The 17,845-nt window shown below is 71.4% G+C and carries 13 protein-coding genes; 7 read left to right on the top strand and 6 right to left on the bottom strand.

Going from position 1 to position 17,845, the window contains the following annotated elements:
- Window positions 1–169 precede the first annotated feature (169 nt).
- Together KF708C_RS15950 and KF708C_RS15955 are read right to left on the bottom strand one after the other, a co-directional pair.
- Window positions 170–931, bottom strand: coding sequence for a hypothetical protein (locus KF708C_RS15950; RefSeq protein WP_059412553.1), 762 nt, complete (start codon window positions 929–931; stop codon window positions 170–172).
- 49 nt (window positions 932–980) lie between these two features.
- Window positions 981–1,994, bottom strand: coding sequence for a S1C family serine protease (locus tag KF708C_RS15955; RefSeq protein ID WP_059412554.1), 1,014 nt, complete (start codon window positions 1,992–1,994; stop codon window positions 981–983).
- A gap of 365 nt (window positions 1,995–2,359) precedes the next feature.
- Here KF708C_RS15955 and KF708C_RS15960 point away from each other — a divergent pair, with 365 nt between their 5' ends.
- Entirely contained in the window at window positions 2,360–2,545 is a 186-nt protein-coding gene (locus KF708C_RS15960; RefSeq protein WP_020205827.1) for a YjfB family protein, read from the top strand.
- A 68-nt stretch (window positions 2,546–2,613) separates the two neighbouring features.
- On the opposite strand, the gene KF708C_RS15965 is transcribed toward KF708C_RS15960, so the two are convergent.
- Genes KF708C_RS15965 through KF708C_RS15975 form a run of 3 tightly spaced genes read right to left on the bottom strand, consistent with a single transcriptional unit; the run spans window position 2,614 to window position 8,184 of the window.
- On the bottom strand, window positions 2,614–3,936 hold the full coding sequence (locus tag KF708C_RS15965; protein WP_059412555.1) for a TolC family protein: 1,323 nt from the start codon (window positions 3,934–3,936) through the stop codon (window positions 2,614–2,616).
- Window positions 3,937–3,947: 11 nt separating this feature from the next.
- A complete protein-coding gene (locus tag KF708C_RS15970) occupies window positions 3,948–7,022 on the bottom strand; it encodes an efflux RND transporter permease subunit (RefSeq protein ID WP_059412556.1) in 3,075 nt (1,024 codons plus the stop codon).
- A complete protein-coding gene (locus KF708C_RS15975) occupies window positions 7,015–8,184 on the bottom strand; it encodes an efflux RND transporter periplasmic adaptor subunit (protein ID WP_156173842.1) in 1,170 nt (389 codons plus the stop codon). Before KF708C_RS15975 ends, KF708C_RS15970 begins: the two co-directional genes overlap by 8 nt.
- 750 nt (window positions 8,185–8,934) lie before the next feature.
- Between KF708C_RS15975 and KF708C_RS15980 the strand changes: the two genes are divergently transcribed.
- Window positions 8,935–9,597, top strand: coding sequence for an NAD-dependent epimerase/dehydratase family protein (locus KF708C_RS15980; RefSeq protein WP_059412558.1), 663 nt, complete (start codon window positions 8,935–8,937; stop codon window positions 9,595–9,597).
- 249 nt (window positions 9,598–9,846) lie between these two features.
- Window positions 9,847–11,181, top strand: a complete 1,335-nt coding sequence (locus KF708C_RS15985; RefSeq protein WP_059412559.1) for a ferredoxin reductase family protein — start codon at window positions 9,847–9,849, stop codon at window positions 11,179–11,181.
- A gap of 51 nt (window positions 11,182–11,232) precedes the next feature.
- On the opposite strand, the gene KF708C_RS15990 is transcribed toward KF708C_RS15985, so the two are convergent.
- The gene (locus KF708C_RS15990) at window positions 11,233–12,471 is read right to left on the bottom strand and encodes an MFS transporter (protein WP_020205816.1); all 1,239 of its coding nucleotides are present in this window, start codon (window positions 12,469–12,471) and stop codon (window positions 11,233–11,235) included.
- Window positions 12,472–13,056: 585 nt separating this feature from the next.
- On the opposite strand from KF708C_RS15990, the gene gnd reads away from it, so the two are divergent.
- The 4 genes from gnd to KF708C_RS16010 all read left to right on the top strand — a co-directional run bounded on the left by gnd (window position 13,057) and on the right by KF708C_RS16010 (window position 17,764).
- A complete protein-coding gene (gene gnd, locus KF708C_RS15995; protein ID WP_059412560.1) occupies window positions 13,057–14,052 on the top strand; it encodes a phosphogluconate dehydrogenase (NAD(+)-dependent, decarboxylating) in 996 nt (331 codons plus the stop codon).
- Window positions 14,052–15,719, top strand: coding sequence for a glucose-6-phosphate dehydrogenase (zwf, locus tag KF708C_RS16000; protein WP_197090364.1), 1,668 nt, complete (start codon window positions 14,052–14,054; stop codon window positions 15,717–15,719). Before gnd ends, zwf begins: the two co-directional genes overlap by 1 nt.
- Window positions 15,720–15,763: 44 nt before the next feature.
- A complete protein-coding gene (locus KF708C_RS16005; protein WP_059412561.1) occupies window positions 15,764–16,591 on the top strand; it encodes a Cof-type HAD-IIB family hydrolase in 828 nt (275 codons plus the stop codon).
- A 210-nt stretch (window positions 16,592–16,801) separates the two neighbouring features.
- On the top strand, window positions 16,802–17,764 hold the full coding sequence (locus KF708C_RS16010) for a chemotaxis protein (RefSeq protein ID WP_020205812.1): 963 nt from the start codon (window positions 16,802–16,804) through the stop codon (window positions 17,762–17,764).
- Window positions 17,765–17,845 lie beyond the last annotated feature (81 nt).

A 17,845-nucleotide genomic window follows, 5' to 3' on the forward strand; every position in this document is an offset into this window, starting at 1 on the left:
GGAGTGGCGGCAATGGCGGAAGCGGAGGCGGGCGGCGCGCGCGGTGCCGGGCGCGGGCACGGGGAGAAACCGGGACCGTCATGGTAACGCAGGCGGCTGCCGCGCACAGAACACCCACATTGCCGCCAATGGCAAAGGCGGTGTGCCTCGGGAGGCGCGCGGCGCCCGCTTACTTCGGCAGCAGGTCCTGCAGGTCGCGCAGCGTCGCGCCGCCGGGCACGCCCGGCGTGGCGGCCGGGTTGGCGGCCTGATTGGCGGCCTGGCCCGCGGCCGGGCCATGCGCCACCACCGCGGCGCCCGCGCCGTCCGCCGCCACGGGCGGCCGGATGGGCGCGCCATGCACGATCACCGGCACCGCCGCCGGGTCCAGCCGGCCGTTCTGGCCCAGCGCGATCGGCGCGCAGCCGTTCAGGAAACCGTCTTTCTTCAGGTTGTTGGTGAGGTCGATGGCGAACACCGCGGCGCGTTCCTCGATCGGGATCGCCGTGGAGCCGCGGCTGAAGGTGTACTGGCCCTTCCAGACCGGGCGCCGCAGCCGGACGTCGGTCAGCGTGCTGGCGTAGCGGATCGACAGGCGCTGGCCGTAGGCGCTGAGCACGCCGCCGCCGCTGGAGATGGTGAGCAGCGCGTCGGCGTGGAACGCGCGCATGCGGCCGTTGATGGCGTTCGGGTCCAGCTCCAGGCCGGACAGCTCGTCATAGGCCGCCGCCACGCCGCACTGCCCGGCCACCTCGCGGAACTTGGCGGCGAAGGCCTGCGAGAAATCGCTGTCCCAGCCCATGCCGGTCATGCCCACCACGTACAGGCGCGTGGGTTTGCCGCTGTAGTCGGTGGCGCGCGTGGAGACGCCGACGGTCGCCGGCGCGCAGCCGCCGAGCAGCAGGGCGGCGGCCACGGCGGCGGCCGTGGCGGCGCGACGCATGGAATGCATGCCCGTGGACGGCGGGCAGGACAGGGAGGGCGTGCCGTGCTGTTTCACGTTATTTCACGTAGGAAAAGTAATAGGGGCTGGAGACCGAGCGCATCACGTAGCGCCCGCCGGCCTCGGTCAGCCGGTAGCACGTCTGCATGGTCCTGAACTTGGGGTTGTCCATGTCGATGCAGACCTGGCCGCTGTCCGGCTCGATACGGTAGCGGCCCGGCGAGTAGCCGCGGCTGACGGCATTGGTCACGTCCAGCTCGCCGCTCTCGCGGATGTTCAGCCACAGCGTGATGCCGGACGGCGCGGTGGCGTCCACGCGCCCGAGATGCGTGAAATGCGCGGCCAGTTCGGCGCCGGTCAGTTGCCGGTCCTGCGTGCCGGCCGGCAGCGGCTGCGGCGCCGGCGGAGGCAGCGCCCGCGCGGGCGCCGCGGCCGCCGGCACGGCCGCGGCCTCGCTGCGAAAGCGCTGCAGCGCCAGCGCCGAGCGCGCCGGCACCTCGTCGATCCACTGCGCGGGCACGGCGAAATTGAGGTTCTGCGCGTCGGCGCGCATCAGGTAGGTGATGCCGATCAGCTGGCCGTCGGTATTGAACAGGCCGCCGCCGCTGGAGCCCGGCGAGATCGGCGCGGTGGTCTGCAGGCGCACCACGCGGTCGGCGGCGTCGCGGTTCAGGGAGGACAGCAGGCCGTCGCTCAGGGTCAGCTCATAGCCGCGCGGCGCGCCGATGGCATAGACCTTCTGGCCGACCTTGAGCGAGGCGAGCGGGGCGATCTTCACGGCCGGCGCGGCCAGCCCCCTGGCGTGGAGGATGCACAGGTCGCGCTCCACGTCGGCATGCACCAGGCGCGCGCTGTGCGCGGTGTTCTCGCGCCGGATGCCGATGGACTTGCCGTTCCTGAGCACGTGGCAGTTGGTGACCAGCTCCTCCGGCCCGATCACCACCGAGCTGCCCAGGCCGATGCGCCCGCCCTGGGCGTCGAACACGGTGACGACCCAGATGCTGGGCGACTCGCGCTCGTACAACTGCGCCGAATCCAGCGCCAGGCCGGGCAGGGAGATGCCGGCAGTCAAACACGAAATCGCGATGCGGCCCGCTATTTTTTTCGCCCGACCCATGATGTTCTTTTTGGTGACTGGTCCTGCCGGAATCCTTGCCGGAATTCTTGCGGCAATCTTCGCCGGCGCGCCGCCCGGTGCGGCCACCGCCCCGGCGATCCGGTCTTTCCCCCGCCCGCTGTTCCGGACCCGGCGGACGAGCGCGCGGGGTTGCCTATCATAAACGTTCCGCCCGCCGCGCTAAAGCTTTGTCGCGGCGGGCCGACAACAAACTGGCAGGAATCCCTCCCGCGCGTGGCGCCGCGGCTTTTTCCGGCCGGCCTGCCGGCATCCCGGCCACCCGCACCACCAACCGCAACCCGAAACAGGACGATTCACTCATGGATACTGCCATCGTCAGCGCGGCAAGCAACGCCGGTTCCGACCCGGTGCCCTTGCTGATGCTGCGCAAATCGCTGGACCTGCAGGCCGAGGGCGTGGCCGCGCTGCTGGCGTCGGTGGCGCCGGCCAGCGTGGCCGCCAGCAACCCGCCGCACCTGGGCCAGAACGTCGACATCAAGGTGTAACAAAGGCAAGCCCGGCGCCCGGGGTCGCACCCGGGCGCCGGCCCCCATTTCATGCTCCGCCGCCGCGCTCAGAGCGCCGGCCGCTGGCCGGTGGCGAGCTGCAGCGCCACCGTGGCTTCGGCCAGGTCCGCGCGCGACTGGAGATAGTCCAGGTAGGTCTCGTCGGCGGTGCGCTGCGCGTCGAGCAGCGCCAGCAGCGGCGCCGCGCCCTGGCGGTACGACTGGCGCATGCCGTCGAGCACGCGGTCGGCGTCGGCGCTGACCGCGTCGCGGTAGCGCCGGAAGTTCTCGCGCGCGGCCGCGAAGGCGAGCAGGGCGCGGCGGACTTCGGCCGCCGTCTTCAGTTCCGCCTCGCGCAGCGCCAGCATGGCCTGCGTGACGTCCGCCCCGGCCTGCACCAGCTCGCCGCGCTGCAGGCGCGACAGCGGCAGCGGGACCGACACCGACACGCCCAGCATGCGCGAGCGCGCCGTGCCGCCGCCATCGCCATCGCCGGGCGTGCCCGGCGCGAGCGTCAGGCCGAGGCTCACGCTCGGGTCCACCCAGCGGTTGGCGCGCGCCAGCGCCGCGTTGTCGCGCATGTGGTCCAGCGCGGCGCGCGCGATGCGCACCTCGTCGCGCGCTTCCAGCGCCTGCGCGACCAGCGCGCCGGCATCGGCGCCGGGCTCGTAGGCGGCGAAATCGCAGGCCAGCGGCGCACCGCCGAAGGCGTCCTCCACGGGCATGCCGAGCTGCACCGAGAGCGCCTGCATGGCCGCTCCCGCCGCCGCCCGCGCGGCGGTGACGCCGGCGGCGAAGCGGTCGCGTTCCACGCGCGACTGCGCCAGCTCCAGCCCGCCGATGTCGCCCGCCGCGCGCCGCGTCTCGTTGGCGCGCACCACCCGGCCCAGCGCCGCCAGCGCGGACTCCTGGCGCACCAGCGCGTCGCGGCTGCGGCAGGCTTCGGCGAAGGCCGCCGCGGATTCCGCGTACAGCGCGTTGCGGAACCCCCGCTCGCCGGCCTGCGCCAGGCGCAGGCCGCTGCCGGCGGCGCGCACGCGCGCGGCGCGCTTGCCGCCCAGCTCCAGCGCAATCTCCAGGCCCAGCGCATGCGTGCGCGGCGGCCGCGGCGTCACCGCGCGGCTGAGCTCGATGTTGCCCCGGCCATAGGTCAGCACCGGGTCCGGCCGCACCCCGGCGATGTCGATGCCGGCCCGCGCGCTGCGCACGGTTTCCTGCTGCGCGGCCAGGCCGGGATTCTGGCGCTCGACCACCTCGAGGAAATCGGCGAAGCGCACCGGCCCGGCCGCCGCCGCGCCGTGGGCCGGCATCAGCAGCGCGCACGCCAGCAGGCCCGGCAGGGCGAAGGGTTTGTGCTTGTTCTTGTGCTCGTACGTGTTCTTGTCGTTCATCCGGATTCTCCTCAGGCCGCGCGCCGCGCGGCGCGGGCTTCCACGAGGTAATAGAGCGCGGGCAGCAGCCACAGCGTCAGCAGCGTGGCGCTGGCCAGCCCGCCCACCACCACGGTGGCCAGCGGGCGCTGCACGTCGCTGCCGAGACCCGTCGCCAGCATCGCGGGCGTGAGGCCGATGGCGGCCACGGTGGCGGTCATCAGCACCGGCCGCATGCGGCTGGCGGCGCCTTCGATCACCGCCGCGCGCAGGCCCATGCCGTCCTGCGCGCGCAGCCGGTTGATCTGCGCGATCATCAGCACGCCGTTGAGCACCGCCACGCCGGACAGCGCGATGAAGCCCACCGCGCTGGACACGTTGAGCGTCATGCCGCGCAGGTGCAGCGCGGCCAGCCCGCCGATGGCGGCCAGCGGCACCGCCAGCAGCACCAGCGCGGGCTGGCGCAGGTTGCGGAACGCGGCGAACAGCAGCACGAACATCAGCGCCAGCGTCATCGGCAGGATCAGCGCCAGGCGCGCCTGTGCGCGCTCGAGGTTCTCGAACTGGCCGCCCCATTCGACCTGGATGCGCCGCGGGTCGTAGCGCAGCGCGGCGTCCAGCGCCGGGCGCGCCTGCGCCAGGAAGCCGGACAGGTCGCGCCCGCGCACGTTGAGCCGCACGATCAGGTGGCGGCGCGCCATCTCGCGCACGATCACGCTTTCGCCCGAGGTGGCGCGGATGTCCGCCACCTGCGCCAGTGGCACCCTGGCGCCGTTGGCCGCGTTCAGCATCAGGCCGCCGATGCCGTCGGCGCCGGCGCGCGCCTCGGGCGCGAAGCGCACGGTCATGTCGTAGCGCCGCTCGCCCACGTAGACCTGGCCGACCGGCGCGCCGCCGATGCCGGTGGCGACCAGCTCGGCCACGTCGGCCGCGCTGATGCCGTGGCGCGCGGCGGCGGCGCGGTCCAGGTCGATGCGCAGGTTGGGCAGCGGCGGCTCCACGTCCACCGCCACGTCGGCCGCGCCGGGCACGCCGCGCAGGGTGTCCGCCACCTGGGCGGCGAGGCCGCGCAGCTCGGCGAGGTCGTCGCCGAAGAGCTTGACCACGAGGTCGCTGTGCGCGCCCGAGAGCTTGTCCTGCACGCCGTCGATCATTGGCTGCATGAAGGCCACCGTGAAGCCGGGCATCTGCGCGTAGCGCGCCGCCAGCTTGTCGATCAGTTGCTGCTTGCTCATGCCGGAGGCCCAGGTCCGGTACGGGTGCAGGCCCACGCTGGCCTCGATGTGCGAAGGCGTCCAGTAGTCGGTGCCGTCGTCGTTGCGGCCGGTCTGCGTGACCACGTAGGAGACTTCGGGAAACGCGCGCGTGGCGCGGCGCAGCTCGCTGGCCATGTCGGCGGCGCGCTCGAGCGTGATGCCGGGCGGCATCTGCACCTGCAGCCACAGCGAGCCCTCGTCGAGGTAGGGCAGGAAATCGCGCCCGATGGTGGCGCCCAGCGCCAGCATGCCGGCCAGCGCCAGCGCGCAGGTTGCGGCCACCCGGCGCGTCTTGCCGATGCCGCGCTCCAGCGCGGCGCGGTAGCGCGCGCCGAGCCACGCCAGCGCCGGGTTGTGGAACACGCGGCGCGGCTTTCGCATGGCGAGCCACGCCAGCCCCGGCACCAGCGCCAGCGCCACGATCAGCGCGCCGGCCAGCGCCGCGCCCACGGCGAAGGCCATCGGCGAGAACAGCTTGTACTCGATGCGCTCGAACGAGAACAGCGGCAGGTAGGCGGCCACGATCACCAGCATGCCGAAGCCCATCGGCCGCGCCACCTGCAAGGCCGCGGCGAGCGCGTCGCGCGGCGCCAGCGGGCGCTGCGCCTGCTGCTCGCGCCGGCGCAGGATGTTTTCCACCAGCACCACCGCGCCGTCCACCAGGATGCCGAAGTCGATCGCGCCCAGGCTCAGCAGGTTGGCCGGGATGCGCAGGTGGTGCATGAAGATGAACGCGATCAGCAGCGACAGCGGAATCGTCAGCGCCACGATCAGCGCCGCGCGCGGGCTGCCCAGGAACAGCAGCAGCACCACCGCCACCAGCGCCATGCCCTCGGCCAGCGTCATGCCCACGGTGCGCATGGTGGCGTCGATCAGCGTGGCGCGGTCCAGGTAGGACACCACCTTCACGTCCGCCGGCAGCAGGTTGTCGTTGAGGTCGCGCACGGCCGCGTGCACGCCGTCGAGCGCCTGTGCCGCGTTGAAGTCCTTGAGCAGCAGCGCGATGCCGGAGACCGCGTCCGGGTCGTCGTCCTTGCCGAGGATGCCGCGCCGCTCCACGCTGCCGTAGCGCAGCGTGCCGAGATCCCTGACCAGCACCGGCGTGCCGTCCTTCACCGTCACCACCACGTTGCCCATGTCGCCGAGCGAGCGCAGCAGCCCGGTGCCGCGCACCACGTAGGACTGCTCGCCGCGGTCGATCACGCCGCCGCCCGCGCTGGCGTTGTTGGCGTTGAGCGCCGCGCTCACCTGCGCCAGCGTGAGCTTGTACGCCGCCAGGCGCGCGGGGTCCACCTCCAGCATGAACTGCGTGGTCAGGCCGCCGAAGGTGGTCACGTCCACCACGCCGCGCACCTTCTTCAGGCGCGGCACCACGGTCCATGCCTGCAGCTCCGACAATTCGCGCAGGCTGCGCGTGGGCGAGGCCAGCGTGTAGCGGTAGAACTCGCCGGTGGGCGAGGTGTAGGGATCGAGCCCGGGCCTGGCGCCATACGGCAGCTCGACTTCGTTGAGGCGCTCCTGCAGCCGCTGGCGCGCCCAGTAGCCATCGGTGCCGTCCTCGAACACCACCGTGACCAGCGACAGCGCGAACAGGCTGCGCGTGCGCAGCACGTGCATGCCGGGCGTGGCCAGCAGCGCGCGTTCCAGCGGGATGGTGATCTGCTGCTCGATCTCCTCGGCGCCCAGGCCGGGCACCTGGGTGACGATCTGCGAGGTGACGTCGGCAATGTCGGGATAGGCCTCGATCGGCAGCTGCTTCCAGCTATGGGCGCCGTACAGCGCCATCAGCGCGAACACCAGCCACACCACGGCGCGCCGCTCGAAGCACAGGGTGACGAAACGGTCAATCATGGAGCAGCACCCCGTTCTTCACCACGATGCGCTCGCCGGCCTCGAGGCCGGAGAGGATTTCCACCATGCCGCCCGCCTGCGCGCCCGTGGCGACCACGCGCGGCGCGAAGCGGAACGGCGCGGTCTCCACCAGCACGCGCGTCTCCAGCCCGCCCTGCAGCAGCGCCGCGGGCGGCACCAGCAGGGCCGGGTGCGCCGCGCCGGCCAGCACGACCGTGGCGTACATGCCCGGGCGGTAGCGCCCCTCGCGGTTGTCGATGGCCACGCGCACCTTCACCGTGCGGGTGTCGGCGTCGAGGATCTCGCCCACGTAGCGCACCTGCCCGGTGACGGCCGCGCCGGGGTAGGCGTTGAACGCGATCTGCGCCGGCTGCCCGGCGAAGACCGCGCCGATGTCCTTCTCCGGCACGTTGGCCGCGAGGTACACGGTGGACAGGTCCGCCACCGTCATCACCGGCGCGGCGGTGTCGTTCCAGTAGCCGCCCGGCGCGGCGTCCAGCGCGATCACGCGCCCGGCCAGCGGCGCGCGCATGGTGTATTGCCGCTGCGACGGCGCGCCGCCGCCTGCGCCAAGCTGCGCCAGCCGCGCGGCGGCGGTGTCGGCGTCGCTGCTGGCCTGCGCGTAGGCCAGCCGGGCCTGCTCGAAGTCCTTGCGCGCGGCGATCTCCGCGTCGAGCAAGGCGCGCTGGCGCTCCAGTTCCAGCCGCGCCTGCTCGCGCGCGGCGCGCGCCTTGCCGGCCTCGCCGCGCGCGGCGCTCAGCTCGGCCGAGTCTAGCGTCAGCAGCGCGTCGCCCGCGCGCACGGCATCGCCGAGCGCCACGTGCAGGCGCGCGATGCGCCCGGGCAGCGGCGGCACGATGCGCACCAGCCGGGCCGGATCGGCCTCGATCTCGCCGGGGACCGGGATGGGCCGCCGCAATGGCGTCTCAGCGACGGCGCGGACCTCGAGGCGCGCGCGCAGCGGCGAGGCCGCGGGCACAAAGATGGCGCCGCCATCGCGCACGAGTCCGGCGGACGATGGGGGTGAAGAAGAGGACGCGGAAGTGGGTGAAGAAGAGGACGCGGGTGGGCCGGCATGCGCGCCGCCATCGCAGCCGCCCAGGGCAAGGCAGGCGGCCAGCGCGCAGGCGCCGGCGGGCAGGAAAGGGGTATTCGGGAACATGGTTGTCTGGCTCTCGGAGCGGAGTCGAACGGCATCGACAGGCGTGACGCATCCCCGGCGCCGCGCGGCGCGAACGCGCGCGGGTGGCCGGTGACGGGCGCATGCCCGGCGGACTACGGGATGAGGGACGGCGCGGAGAGCGGGGCGGGGAAAGCCAGGCGGATGCGCGCGGCGCGCCCGGTGGCGGCGCGCGCGATGCAGGTCAGGCGGTCAGCCGCCGCGCTCCCGGCGCGTCGGACTGCAGGAAGGGTCGGGGTCCATGTCTGGCCTCTGGTCGGTTCCGGGTGGACCGGCGTGGACAAGCCGCGTGCCGGCCGCGGGCACGCTGGCGGTGGACGAACGCAGCCACCGGCGGGCTGCGACGCGCAGCGCGCCCGGTGGAAGGAGACCGTGTTCAGGAAAGCAGGCGGGGCAGGACGCCCGGCCTCGAAGCACCGTGCCGCAGAGCGGGCACGGATTAGGGATACCGTGGCCCGATCAGGCGGTGATGCCGATCCTGGATCGGCTACTGTCGTCGGAACAATTGCCCACTGGGTATGCCCTGTTGTTGAGAATGCGCGTACTCTAGCGGCGGGCATGGCATGGGTCAAGCAAAAATGCCGCGCCCGCGCGCGATCGGCGCCGGTGCCGCCGCGCCGCGGAAAACGGGCCGCATGGCGGCGCCGCGATCAAGCGGATTTTTCCGCAGTGGCATGCCGGCAATTCGGAAACCACGACGCGCGGCCGCTCTCATCGAACAGGAAGTCACGAATGAACGTACTGATATTCGGCGCGACCGGCATGGTCGGCCTCGGCGTGCTGCGCGAATGCCTGCTGGCCGACGACGTGCAGCGCGTGCAGACCGTGGGGCGCACGCCTACCGGTCAGCGGCACCCCAAGCTGACCGAGGTGGCGCACGCCGACCTGCTGCACTACGAAGGCATCGAAGCGGTGCTGACCGGCTTCGATGCCTGCTTCTTCTGCCTCGGCGTGTCGTCGGCCGGCATGTCGGAAGCCGAGTACACCCGCGTCACCTACGACATCACGCTGGCCGCCGCGCAGGTGCTGGCGCGGCTCAACCCGCGCATGACCTTCGTCTACGTGAGCGGCGCCGGCACCGACAGCACCGCGCGCGGGCGCTCGATGTGGGCGCGCGTGAAAGGCCGCACCGAGAACGCGCTGCTCGAACTGCCGTTCAAGGCGGCCTACATGTTCCGTCCCGGCGCCATCCAGCCGCTGCACGGCATCCGCTCCAAGACCGCGGCCTACCGGATTCCCTACCTGCTGCTCGGGCCGCTGCTGCCGCTGCTGCGGCGGCTGTTCCCGGCCCACGTCACCACCACCGAGCAGATCGGGCGCGCGATGCTAATCGTGGCGCGGCGGCGATTTCCGCGTGCGCTCGTCGAGGCGCGCGACATTGCCGACATGCGCTAGCGGCGCGGGCGGGGCCAGCGGGCGCTTGCCGTGATGGCCCTGTAGCGTCACCCCGCGCGGGGCACGCCGGTCAGGGTGCGGTAGGGGCGGGCTTGCGCGATCTCGCCGGCGACGACATAACCGGCCGGCATCGCCCGCGGACTTGTCCCAGCGCAATGCCGCCAGCGCAAGTGAATTGCATACTTTCGAAAGAAGGCGGCTTGCCGCACGGTGCCGCAATGCCGCGCTTCGCTTTCGGAGGCATGCCCGATGGCGCCGATCAAGATCGCTTTCTGTGCGTTGCTGGCAGGGCTGACCGTGCTCTGGCTGCTCGCCGATACCTTTGTCCCGCAGCCGTTCGGCTACTTCCCGCTGCGCCACGTGCTGGTCCAGTACACCGGGGTGATCGCGATGGGCGCGATGAGCGTGGCCGTGGTGCTGGCCGCGCGGCCGAAGGCGATCGAGCCCGCGCTCGGCGGGCTGGACAAGATGTACCGGCTGCACAAATGGCTGGGCATCGCCGCGCTGGCGTTCGGCGTCGTCCACTGGCTGTGGGCCAAGGGCACCAAGTGGGCGGTCGGCTGGGGCTGGCTGACCAGGCCGGCGCGGCGTGGCGGCGGGCAAGCGCTGGGCGCTCTCGAGCAACTGTTCCGCGGCCAGCGCGACCTGGCCGAGTTCCTTGGCGAGTGGACCTTCTATGCCGCCGCCGTGCTGATCGTCCTGGCCCTGGTCAGGCGCTTTCCCTACCGCCTGTTTGCCAAGACCCACACCATTCTCGCCGCGCTCTATCTGGTGCTGGTGTTCCATACCATCATCCTGCTGGAATTCCGGTACTGGCTCCAGCCGGTCGGCATCGTCATGGCGCTCATGACGGCGGCGGGCACCGTCGCCGCCGTGCGCGTGCTGTCGAGGCAGGTCGGCGCGCACCGCAAGGTGACGGGCCATATCGAATCGCTGACCTACTACCCAGAGCTGCGCGTGCTGGAAACCACCCTCGTCATGGAGCCCGGCTGGCCCGGGCAGCAGCCCGGCCAGTTCGCGTTTCTCACCTCGGACCGCAATGAAGGCGCGCACCCCTACACCATCGCGTCGGCGTGGGATCCGCGGGAGCGCCGCATCACGGTGTTCACCAAGGCGCTGGGCGACCACACCAGCCGGCTGTCGGAACGCCTGAAGGCCGGCGACGCGGTGACGGTGGAAGGCCCCTACGGCTGCTTCACCTTCACCGACCAGTGCAAGCGGCAGATATGGGTCGGCGGCGGCATCGGCATCACCCCGTTCATCGCGCGCATGAAGCATCTGGCCCGCGCGCGGGACCAGCAGCACGCCATCGACCTGTTCCATCCGACCGCGGACTTCTCGCCATCGGCCATCGACAACCTGCAGGCCGACGCGCAAGCCGCGCATGTCCGGCTGCATCTGCTGGTGGACGCCAGGGACGGCCGGCTGAACGGCGAACGCCTGCGCAACACCGTGCCGGACTGGCGGGAAGCCAGCATCTGGTTCTGCGGCCCCGCGGCCCTCGGCAAGGCACTACGCCGCGACCTCGCGGCCCACGGCATGGATCCCGGCAACTTTCACCAGGAGTTGTTCCAGATGCGTTGATCGGGGTGGGGCGGCGTGGACAACCGCAGCCGTATGCCGGCGCGGGCGCTGTCAGGCTGAAGTCAGGGCATTGTCCCCTGGCTTGCCACGCCGCGCCCGCGCCGCCAGCACCTGGCTCAACCCCAGTCCCGCCACGGCCGACAAGGCCGAGAACAGAAACACCGAGCTATAACCCGCATGGTTGGCGATGACGCCCGCCACCGGCCCGGTCACGCCCAGCGACAGATCCAGGAACAGCGCGTAGGCGCCGAGCGCCGAGCCGCGGTTGCTGGCCGGCACCAGCTTGACCGCCTCCATGCCCAGCGACGGAAACACCAGCGCGAAGCCGAAGCCGGTGACGGCCGCGCCGGCCAGGGCCGTGGCCGGGGAGTCCGCCATCCAGATCAGCGCCAGCCCGAGCGCTTCCACCGCGAACGAGCACAGCGCCACGCGGTAGCCGCCGAAGCGGCTGATGCTGTCGGCCAGCAGCAGCCGCGCCACGATGAAGCTCACGCCCAGGCTGGTCAGCGCCAGCGCGGCGTGGTCCCAGCCGCGGCTGCCGTAGTACAGCGTGACGAAGGCCGTGATGGTGCCGAAGCCGACCGAGCCCAGCGCCAGGCACAGGCCGAACGGCGTCATGTGGCGGAACACCGTGCGGAACGGCATGCGCGCGCCCTTGACGGTGGGCACCGCCGACTTGCGCCGCGCCAGCAGGAACGCGGCGGCGGCCAGCGCGGTGGTGGCCAGCCCGAGCGCGGCAAAACCCAGGTGTTTGTCGAGCAGCACGCCCAGCGGCGCGCCCAGCCCCAGCGCGCCGTAGGTGGTCATGCCGTTCCACGAGATCACCTTGCCGGTGAAGCGCGGGCCCACGTCGCCGATGCCCCAGGCGATGGTGCCGGTGGTGACGAGGCTCTCGCCCGCGCCCAGCACCAGCCGCCCGGCGAACAGCCACGCCAGGCTCAGCCACGCGGTGCCGGCGCAGGCGCTGGACAGCACCACCAGCAGGCCGCTGCCGGCGCACAGCGCCAGCCCGAGCGTGACGGACTTCTTGGGGCCTTGCAGGTCGCACAGGTTGCCGGCCCACGCGCGGCTGAGCAGCGTGGCCAGGTACTGGATGCTGACCGCCAGCCCCGCGATGACCGTGCCATAGCCCAGGTCGCCATGCACGAAGCCCGGCACCACGGCCAGCGGCAGGCCCACGGTCAGGTAGGCGATGAAGTTGAAGAAGACGATGGCGGCGATGCGCCGGCCGATGCTGCCTTGCTGGTCCCCGGAATCGGGGGCGGCGAGGGTGGAACTGTTTGCGGACATGCTGGGGCGAGGGCGGTGAATCGGTGCGGTTTGTGTGCGGATGAATGCGGACAGGGACGCGGGCAGGCACGCAGGCAAGGCACGGCCGGCTGGCGTTGGCCGGGTGGCGGGCTGTGACGGACAAGGCGGGCAGGCTGGCGTGGCCCGCGCGCGCGGCTACTCGCGCCGTGGCACGGACGAAGGCACGGAACAGGTCAGGGCAACACGGGGGTGGCGGGACGGCAAGGCAGGCAAGGACATGACAGGGCGCGCGGTTGGCCGGTGCGTGTCCCCAGATGCAGTCCGGTAAAAAGAATCCGCCCGGTCGTGTGCGATCCCGCCGGGCTGGTCGCGCTATTTTAAGCGTGCGTTTAGTAACGTGCAAATGCCCTGCGGGCCGAGGTGGAATTTACTGTTGTTGCCGCGCTCGAAGCAGAGCCGGTGGCCGCATCGATGTGATTCATCAATATCTTTCGATCGGGCGCCGGCGCTTTTCCCGGCGGCCCGTGCAGGCGCGCGCCGGGAGGCGGACAATGGCCGCTGGTTTCAGACGTGTGCTGGTTTTTGAGATGTCGTCATCCCCCTGACTCAATGAAAGGACCGATCATGCAACTCGGAATCGTAGGGCTTGGGCGCATGGGCGCGAACATCGCCAGGCGGCTGCTGCGCGGGCAGCACGAAGTCGTGGTGTACAACCGCAGCCCGGACAAGGTGCGGGAACTGGCCGGCGAAGGCGCGCAGGGCGTGGCCAGCGTCGAGGAACTGGTCGGCAGGCTCCAGGTGCCGCGCGCGGTCTGGATCATGCTGCCGGCCGGGGAGGCCACCGAGCAGATGATCGCCACGCTGGCCGGCCTGCTGTCGCCGGGCGACGTCATCATCGACGGCGGCAACACCTTCTACAAGGACGACATCCGCCGCGCCGGCGAGCTGGCGGCCCGCCAGCTTCACTATGTGGATGTGGGCACCTCCGGCGGCGTATGGGGGCTGGAGCGCGGCTACTGCCTGATGATCGGCGGCCCGGCCGCGGTGGTGGACCGGCTCGACCCGCTGTTCGACACGCTGGCTCCCGGCTACGGCACCATCCCGCGCACGCCCGGGCGCGATCCGGCCAGGAGCCGCGCCGAGCGCGGCTACATCCATGCCGGCCCGGCCGGCGCCGGGCACTTCGTCAAGATGGTCCACAACGGCATCGAATACGGCCTGATGCAGGCCTACGCCGAAGGCTTCGACATCCTCAAGACCAAGTCGTCCGACAGCCTGCCCGCGGCCGAGCGTTTCGACATCGACCTCGCCGACGTGGCCGAGGTCTGGCGGCGCGGCAGCGTGGTGTCCTCGTGGCTGCTGGATCTCACCGCCCAGGCGCTCGCCGGCGACGTGGCGCTGTCGCGCTTTCCCGGCGAGGTGGCCGACAGCGGCGAAGGCCGCTGGACCATCGACGCCGCGGTCGAGCAGGCCGTGCCGGTGCCGGTGCTGTCCAGCGCGCTGTTCGCGCGCTTCCGCTCGCGGCAGGACCATACCTATGGCGAGAAACTGCTGTCGGCCATGCGCTTCGGCTTCGGCGGGCACGTGGAATACGTGACCGGCGGCGGGGAGAAGCCGTAATGGCCGCCGCCGGGAAGGAGGGCGGGAAGGAGGCCAGGACGGGAGCCACCAAGGAGGCCACGAAGGGTACCGCCAGAGCGCCCGCGAAAGCCGCCGCAGGCAAGGCCGCCACCAAGGCCACCGGCAACCACCGCCCCGTGATGGCCAAGGCCCCCAAGCCGCCGCCGGCCACGGTGTTCCTGTTCGGCGCGCATGGCGACCTGGTCTCGCGCCTGCTGGTGCCCGCGCTCTACAACCTGCGCCGCGACGGCCTGCTGTGCGAGGGCTTGCACCTCGTCGGCGTGGACCACAACGCCATGACCGACGCCGCCTTCCGCGAGCGGCTGGCCGAAGGCATCCGCGCCCGCGCGCGTCCCGGCGCCGAGGGCGGCGTGGAAGGCAAGGGCCGCGCCAAGGTTTTCGACGCCAAGATGTGGAACCCGCAGGCGCGCCGCATCAGCTACCTGCAAGGCGATTTCCTCGACGACCGCACCTACGCCGACATCGCCGCGCGCATCAAGGCCGCGCCCACCGGCAACGCCGTGTTCTACCTCGCCACCTCGCCGCGCTTCTTCGGCGAAGTGGTGGACCGGCTCGCCGCCGCCGGCCTGCTCACCGAGTCGCCCGGCGTGTTCCGCCGCGTGGTGATCGAGAAGCCGTTCGGCTCCGATCTCAAGTCCGCCCAGGCGCTCAACGCCCGCGTGCTGCGCGCCATGTGCGAGGAGCAGGTCTACCGCATCGACCACTACCTCGGCAAGGAGACCGTGCAGAACATCCTGGTCAGCCGCTTCGCCAACGGCCTGTTCGAGGCGTTCTGGAACAACCATTACGTCGACCACGTGCAGATCACCGCCGCCGAGACCGTGGGCGTGGAGCAGCGCGGCGACTTCTACGAGCACACCGGCGCGCTGCGCGACATGGTGCCCAACCACCTGTTCCAGCTCATGGGCCTGGTCGCGATGGAGCCGCCCGCCGCCTTCGGCGCCGACGCCGTGCGCGCCGAGAAAGCCAAGCTGATTGGCGCCATCCGCCCGCAGACGCGCGAGGAAGCGCTGGCCAATTCCGTGCGCGGCCAGTACCGCGCCGGCACGATGGCTGGGCAGAAGGTGCCCGGCTACCGCAGCGAACCCAAGGTCGCGCGCGACAGCCGCACCGAGACCTACGTCGCGCTCAAGCTCATGGTGGACAACTGGCGCTGGGACGGCGTGCCGTTCTACCTGCGCACCGGCAAGCGCATGGCCGTGCGCGACACCGAGATTGCCATCTGCTTCAAGCAGGCGCCGTCCTCGCTGTTCCGCGACACCCGCGTGGACCGTCTCAAGCCCAACTACCTCACCATCCAGATCCAGCCGGACGAAGGCATGTGGTTCGACTTCCAGGCCAAGCGCCCCGGCCCCGCCGTGGAGATCGACAACGTGCAGATGGGCTTTGCCTACTCCACCTTCTTCCACATGCGGCCCTCCACCGGCTACGAGACCCTGATCTACGACTGCCTGATGGGCGACCAGACCCTGTTCCAGCGCGCCGACAACATCGAGAACGGCTGGCGCGCCGTGCAGCCCTTCCTCGACGCCTGGCGCGACGACGACAGCGCCGACGTGCAAGGCTACAAGGCCGGCAGCGACGGCCCGCGCTGCGCCGACGAACTGCTCGCGCGCGACGGCCGCCGCTGGCACAAGCGCGACTGACGCCCCCGACGCCTCCCCACGCCATGACCATGCCGACGCCCCCGATGTCCCGGATTGCCCAGCTTCCCCCGATCGACCTGCTGGTCTCCGACGTGGACGGCACCCTGCTGCGCCCCGACAAGACCCTCGCCCCCGCAACAGAGGCCGCCATCGCCCGCCTGCGCGCCGCCGGCATCCGCTTCACGCTGGTCAGCAGCCGCCCGCCGCGCGGCATGCGCCGTCTGGTGGAGCGGCTCGGCATCGACCTGCCCACCGCCGCCTTCAACGGCGCCGCCATCGTCGCGCCCGACGGCAGCATCGCCCAGTCCCGGCACCTGTCCCGCCAGGCCGCCGCCCACACGCTGGCCCTGTTCGCCGGCACCGGCGTGGACACCTGGGTCTTCGCCGACGGCCAATGGCTGCTGCGCCGCACCGACGGCCCCTACGTGCCGCACGAACTCCACACCCTCGGCTACGGCCCGCTGGTGGTGGACAGCTTCGACGGCTACCTCGGCCGCGTCGACAAGATCGTCGCCGCCGACGCCGATCCCGGCCTGCTGGCGCGCCTGGAAGCCCAGCTCCAGGCCCAGCTCGGCGCCGACGTGGGCGCGCTGCGCTCCCAGACCTACTACCTCGACGTCACCCATCCCGACGCCAATAAAGGCAACGCCGTGGCCGCGCTCGCCGCCGGCATCGGCGTGCCGCTCGCGCGCACCGCCGTGATCGGCGACGGCGCCAACGACGTGCCCATGTTCGGCCGCGCCGGCCTGTCCATCGTCATGGGCCAGGCCGAGCCCGAGGTGCGCCGCCACGCCGCCCACGTCACCGCCAGCAACGCCGACGACGGCGTGGCCCAGGCCATCGACCGCCTGCTGCGGCCCGCCTGCGGCTAGCCGCCGCACCGCCAGGGAAGGCCGCGCGCTGCCATCGCCCTTAATTTTTCCGCCATTCGGCCGTTAGCCAGGACAGTGGCCCGTCATTGCAGCACCGGACCTCCGCGCCAGCGCAAAAAAGCGCTGCCGGAGCCACGTGGCGGCGCGGGCCCAGGGACACGATCAACTCCGCGCGGCACAATCCGCGCCCCGGCTGGACAAAGGAAGCGTATGAGCGGCAGCAGCGCGATGAGAGACATCGACGAACGGACCAACCTCACCAACAACAACCAGTTCGAATTGCTGTTGTTCCGCCTCGGCGAGTCCGACCAGTCCACGCACAGCGAACTGTTCGGCATCAACGTCTTCAAGGTCCGCGAAATCCTGGTCATGCCCAAGGTCACGACCGTGGTCGGCGGCGGCACCGCCATGCTCGGCATGGCCGACATCCGCGGCCAGGTCATCCCCGTCATCGACCTGCCCAAGCTGGTCGGCTGCACGCCCAAGAGCGGCCTCAACATCCTGCTGGTCACCGAATACGCGCGCTCCACCCAAGGCTTCGCCGTCGAAGCCGTGGAAGAAATCGTGCGCCTCGAATGGAACCAGGTCGTCTCCGCCGAGACCAGCGTCAAGGGCGACCTCGTCACCAGCATCGCCAAGCTCGATACCGACACCGACAACCCCCGCCTGGTCCAGGTGCTGGACGTGGAGCAGATCCTGCGCGACGTGCTGCCCACCCGCCAGCCCGAAGTCGACCCCAAGACCGTCGGCCCCCAGCTCAACCTGCGCCCCGGCGCCAAGATCCTCGCCGCCGACGACTCCGCCTTCGCCCGCAGCCTGATCGAGCAAGGCCTCAAGGCCATGGGCGTGCCCGTGCTCATGACCAAGACCGGCGAAGAAGCCTGGCAACAGCTCGGCGAAATCGCCGAACACGCCGCCGCCGCCGGCCGCACCGTGCAGGACGAAATCGCCCTGGTGCTGACCGACCTCGAAATGCCCGAGATGGACGGCTTCACGCTCACCCGCAAGATCAAGGGCGACGCGCGCTTCAAGTCGATCCCGGTGGTGATTCATTCCTCGCTGTCCGGGACGGCGAGCGAGGATCATGTGCGCAAGGTGGGGGCGGATGCTTATGTGTCCAAGTTCCTGGCCAAGGATCTGGCCGAGACGATTCGGGGGGTTTTGGCGAAGTGAGGGGTTGGGGGCTGCCTGGGTTTGATCCGGCGGCCCGTCGCACTGCACCCGGGACAATTCTCAAATTGAGCCCGGTGAGTT

It is taken from the genome of Cupriavidus basilensis (genome assembly GCF_000876015.1).
GTDB lineage: Bacteria > Pseudomonadota > Gammaproteobacteria > Burkholderiales > Burkholderiaceae > Cupriavidus > Cupriavidus basilensis_B.

What these genes read in the sequence shown, in the direction of transcription:
- KF708C_RS15980 (WP_059412558.1), top strand. Translation starts at nt 8,935, where the DNA reads ATGAACGTACTGATATTCGGCGCGACCGGCATGGTCGGCCTCGGCGTG.
- KF708C_RS16010 (WP_020205812.1), top strand. Translation starts at nt 16,802, where the DNA reads ATGAGCGGCAGCAGCGCGATGAGAGACATCGACGAACGGACCAACCTC.
- KF708C_RS15960 (WP_020205827.1), top strand. Translation starts at nt 2,360, where the DNA reads ATGGATACTGCCATCGTCAGCGCGGCAAGCAACGCCGGTTCCGACCCG.
- KF708C_RS15965 (WP_059412555.1), bottom strand. Translation starts at nt 3,936, where the DNA reads ATGAACGACAAGAACACGTACGAGCACAAGAACAAGCACAAACCCTTC.
- KF708C_RS16005 (WP_059412561.1), top strand. Translation starts at nt 15,764, where the DNA reads ATGTCCCGGATTGCCCAGCTTCCCCCGATCGACCTGCTGGTCTCCGAC.
- KF708C_RS15975 (WP_156173842.1), bottom strand. Translation starts at nt 8,184, where the DNA reads ATGTTCCCGAATACCCCTTTCCTGCCCGCCGGCGCCTGCGCGCTGGCC.
- KF708C_RS15950 (WP_059412553.1), bottom strand. Translation starts at nt 931, where the DNA reads ATGCATTCCATGCGTCGCGCCGCCACGGCCGCCGCCGTGGCCGCCGCC.
- KF708C_RS15970 (WP_059412556.1), bottom strand. Translation starts at nt 7,022, where the DNA reads ATGATTGACCGTTTCGTCACCCTGTGCTTCGAGCGGCGCGCCGTGGTG.
- gnd (WP_059412560.1), top strand. Translation starts at nt 13,057, where the DNA reads ATGCAACTCGGAATCGTAGGGCTTGGGCGCATGGGCGCGAACATCGCC.
- KF708C_RS15985 (WP_059412559.1), top strand. Translation starts at nt 9,847, where the DNA reads ATGGCGCCGATCAAGATCGCTTTCTGTGCGTTGCTGGCAGGGCTGACC.
- zwf (WP_197090364.1), top strand. Translation starts at nt 14,052, where the DNA reads ATGGCCGCCGCCGGGAAGGAGGGCGGGAAGGAGGCCAGGACGGGAGCC.
- KF708C_RS15990 (WP_020205816.1), bottom strand. Translation starts at nt 12,471, where the DNA reads ATGTCCGCAAACAGTTCCACCCTCGCCGCCCCCGATTCCGGGGACCAG.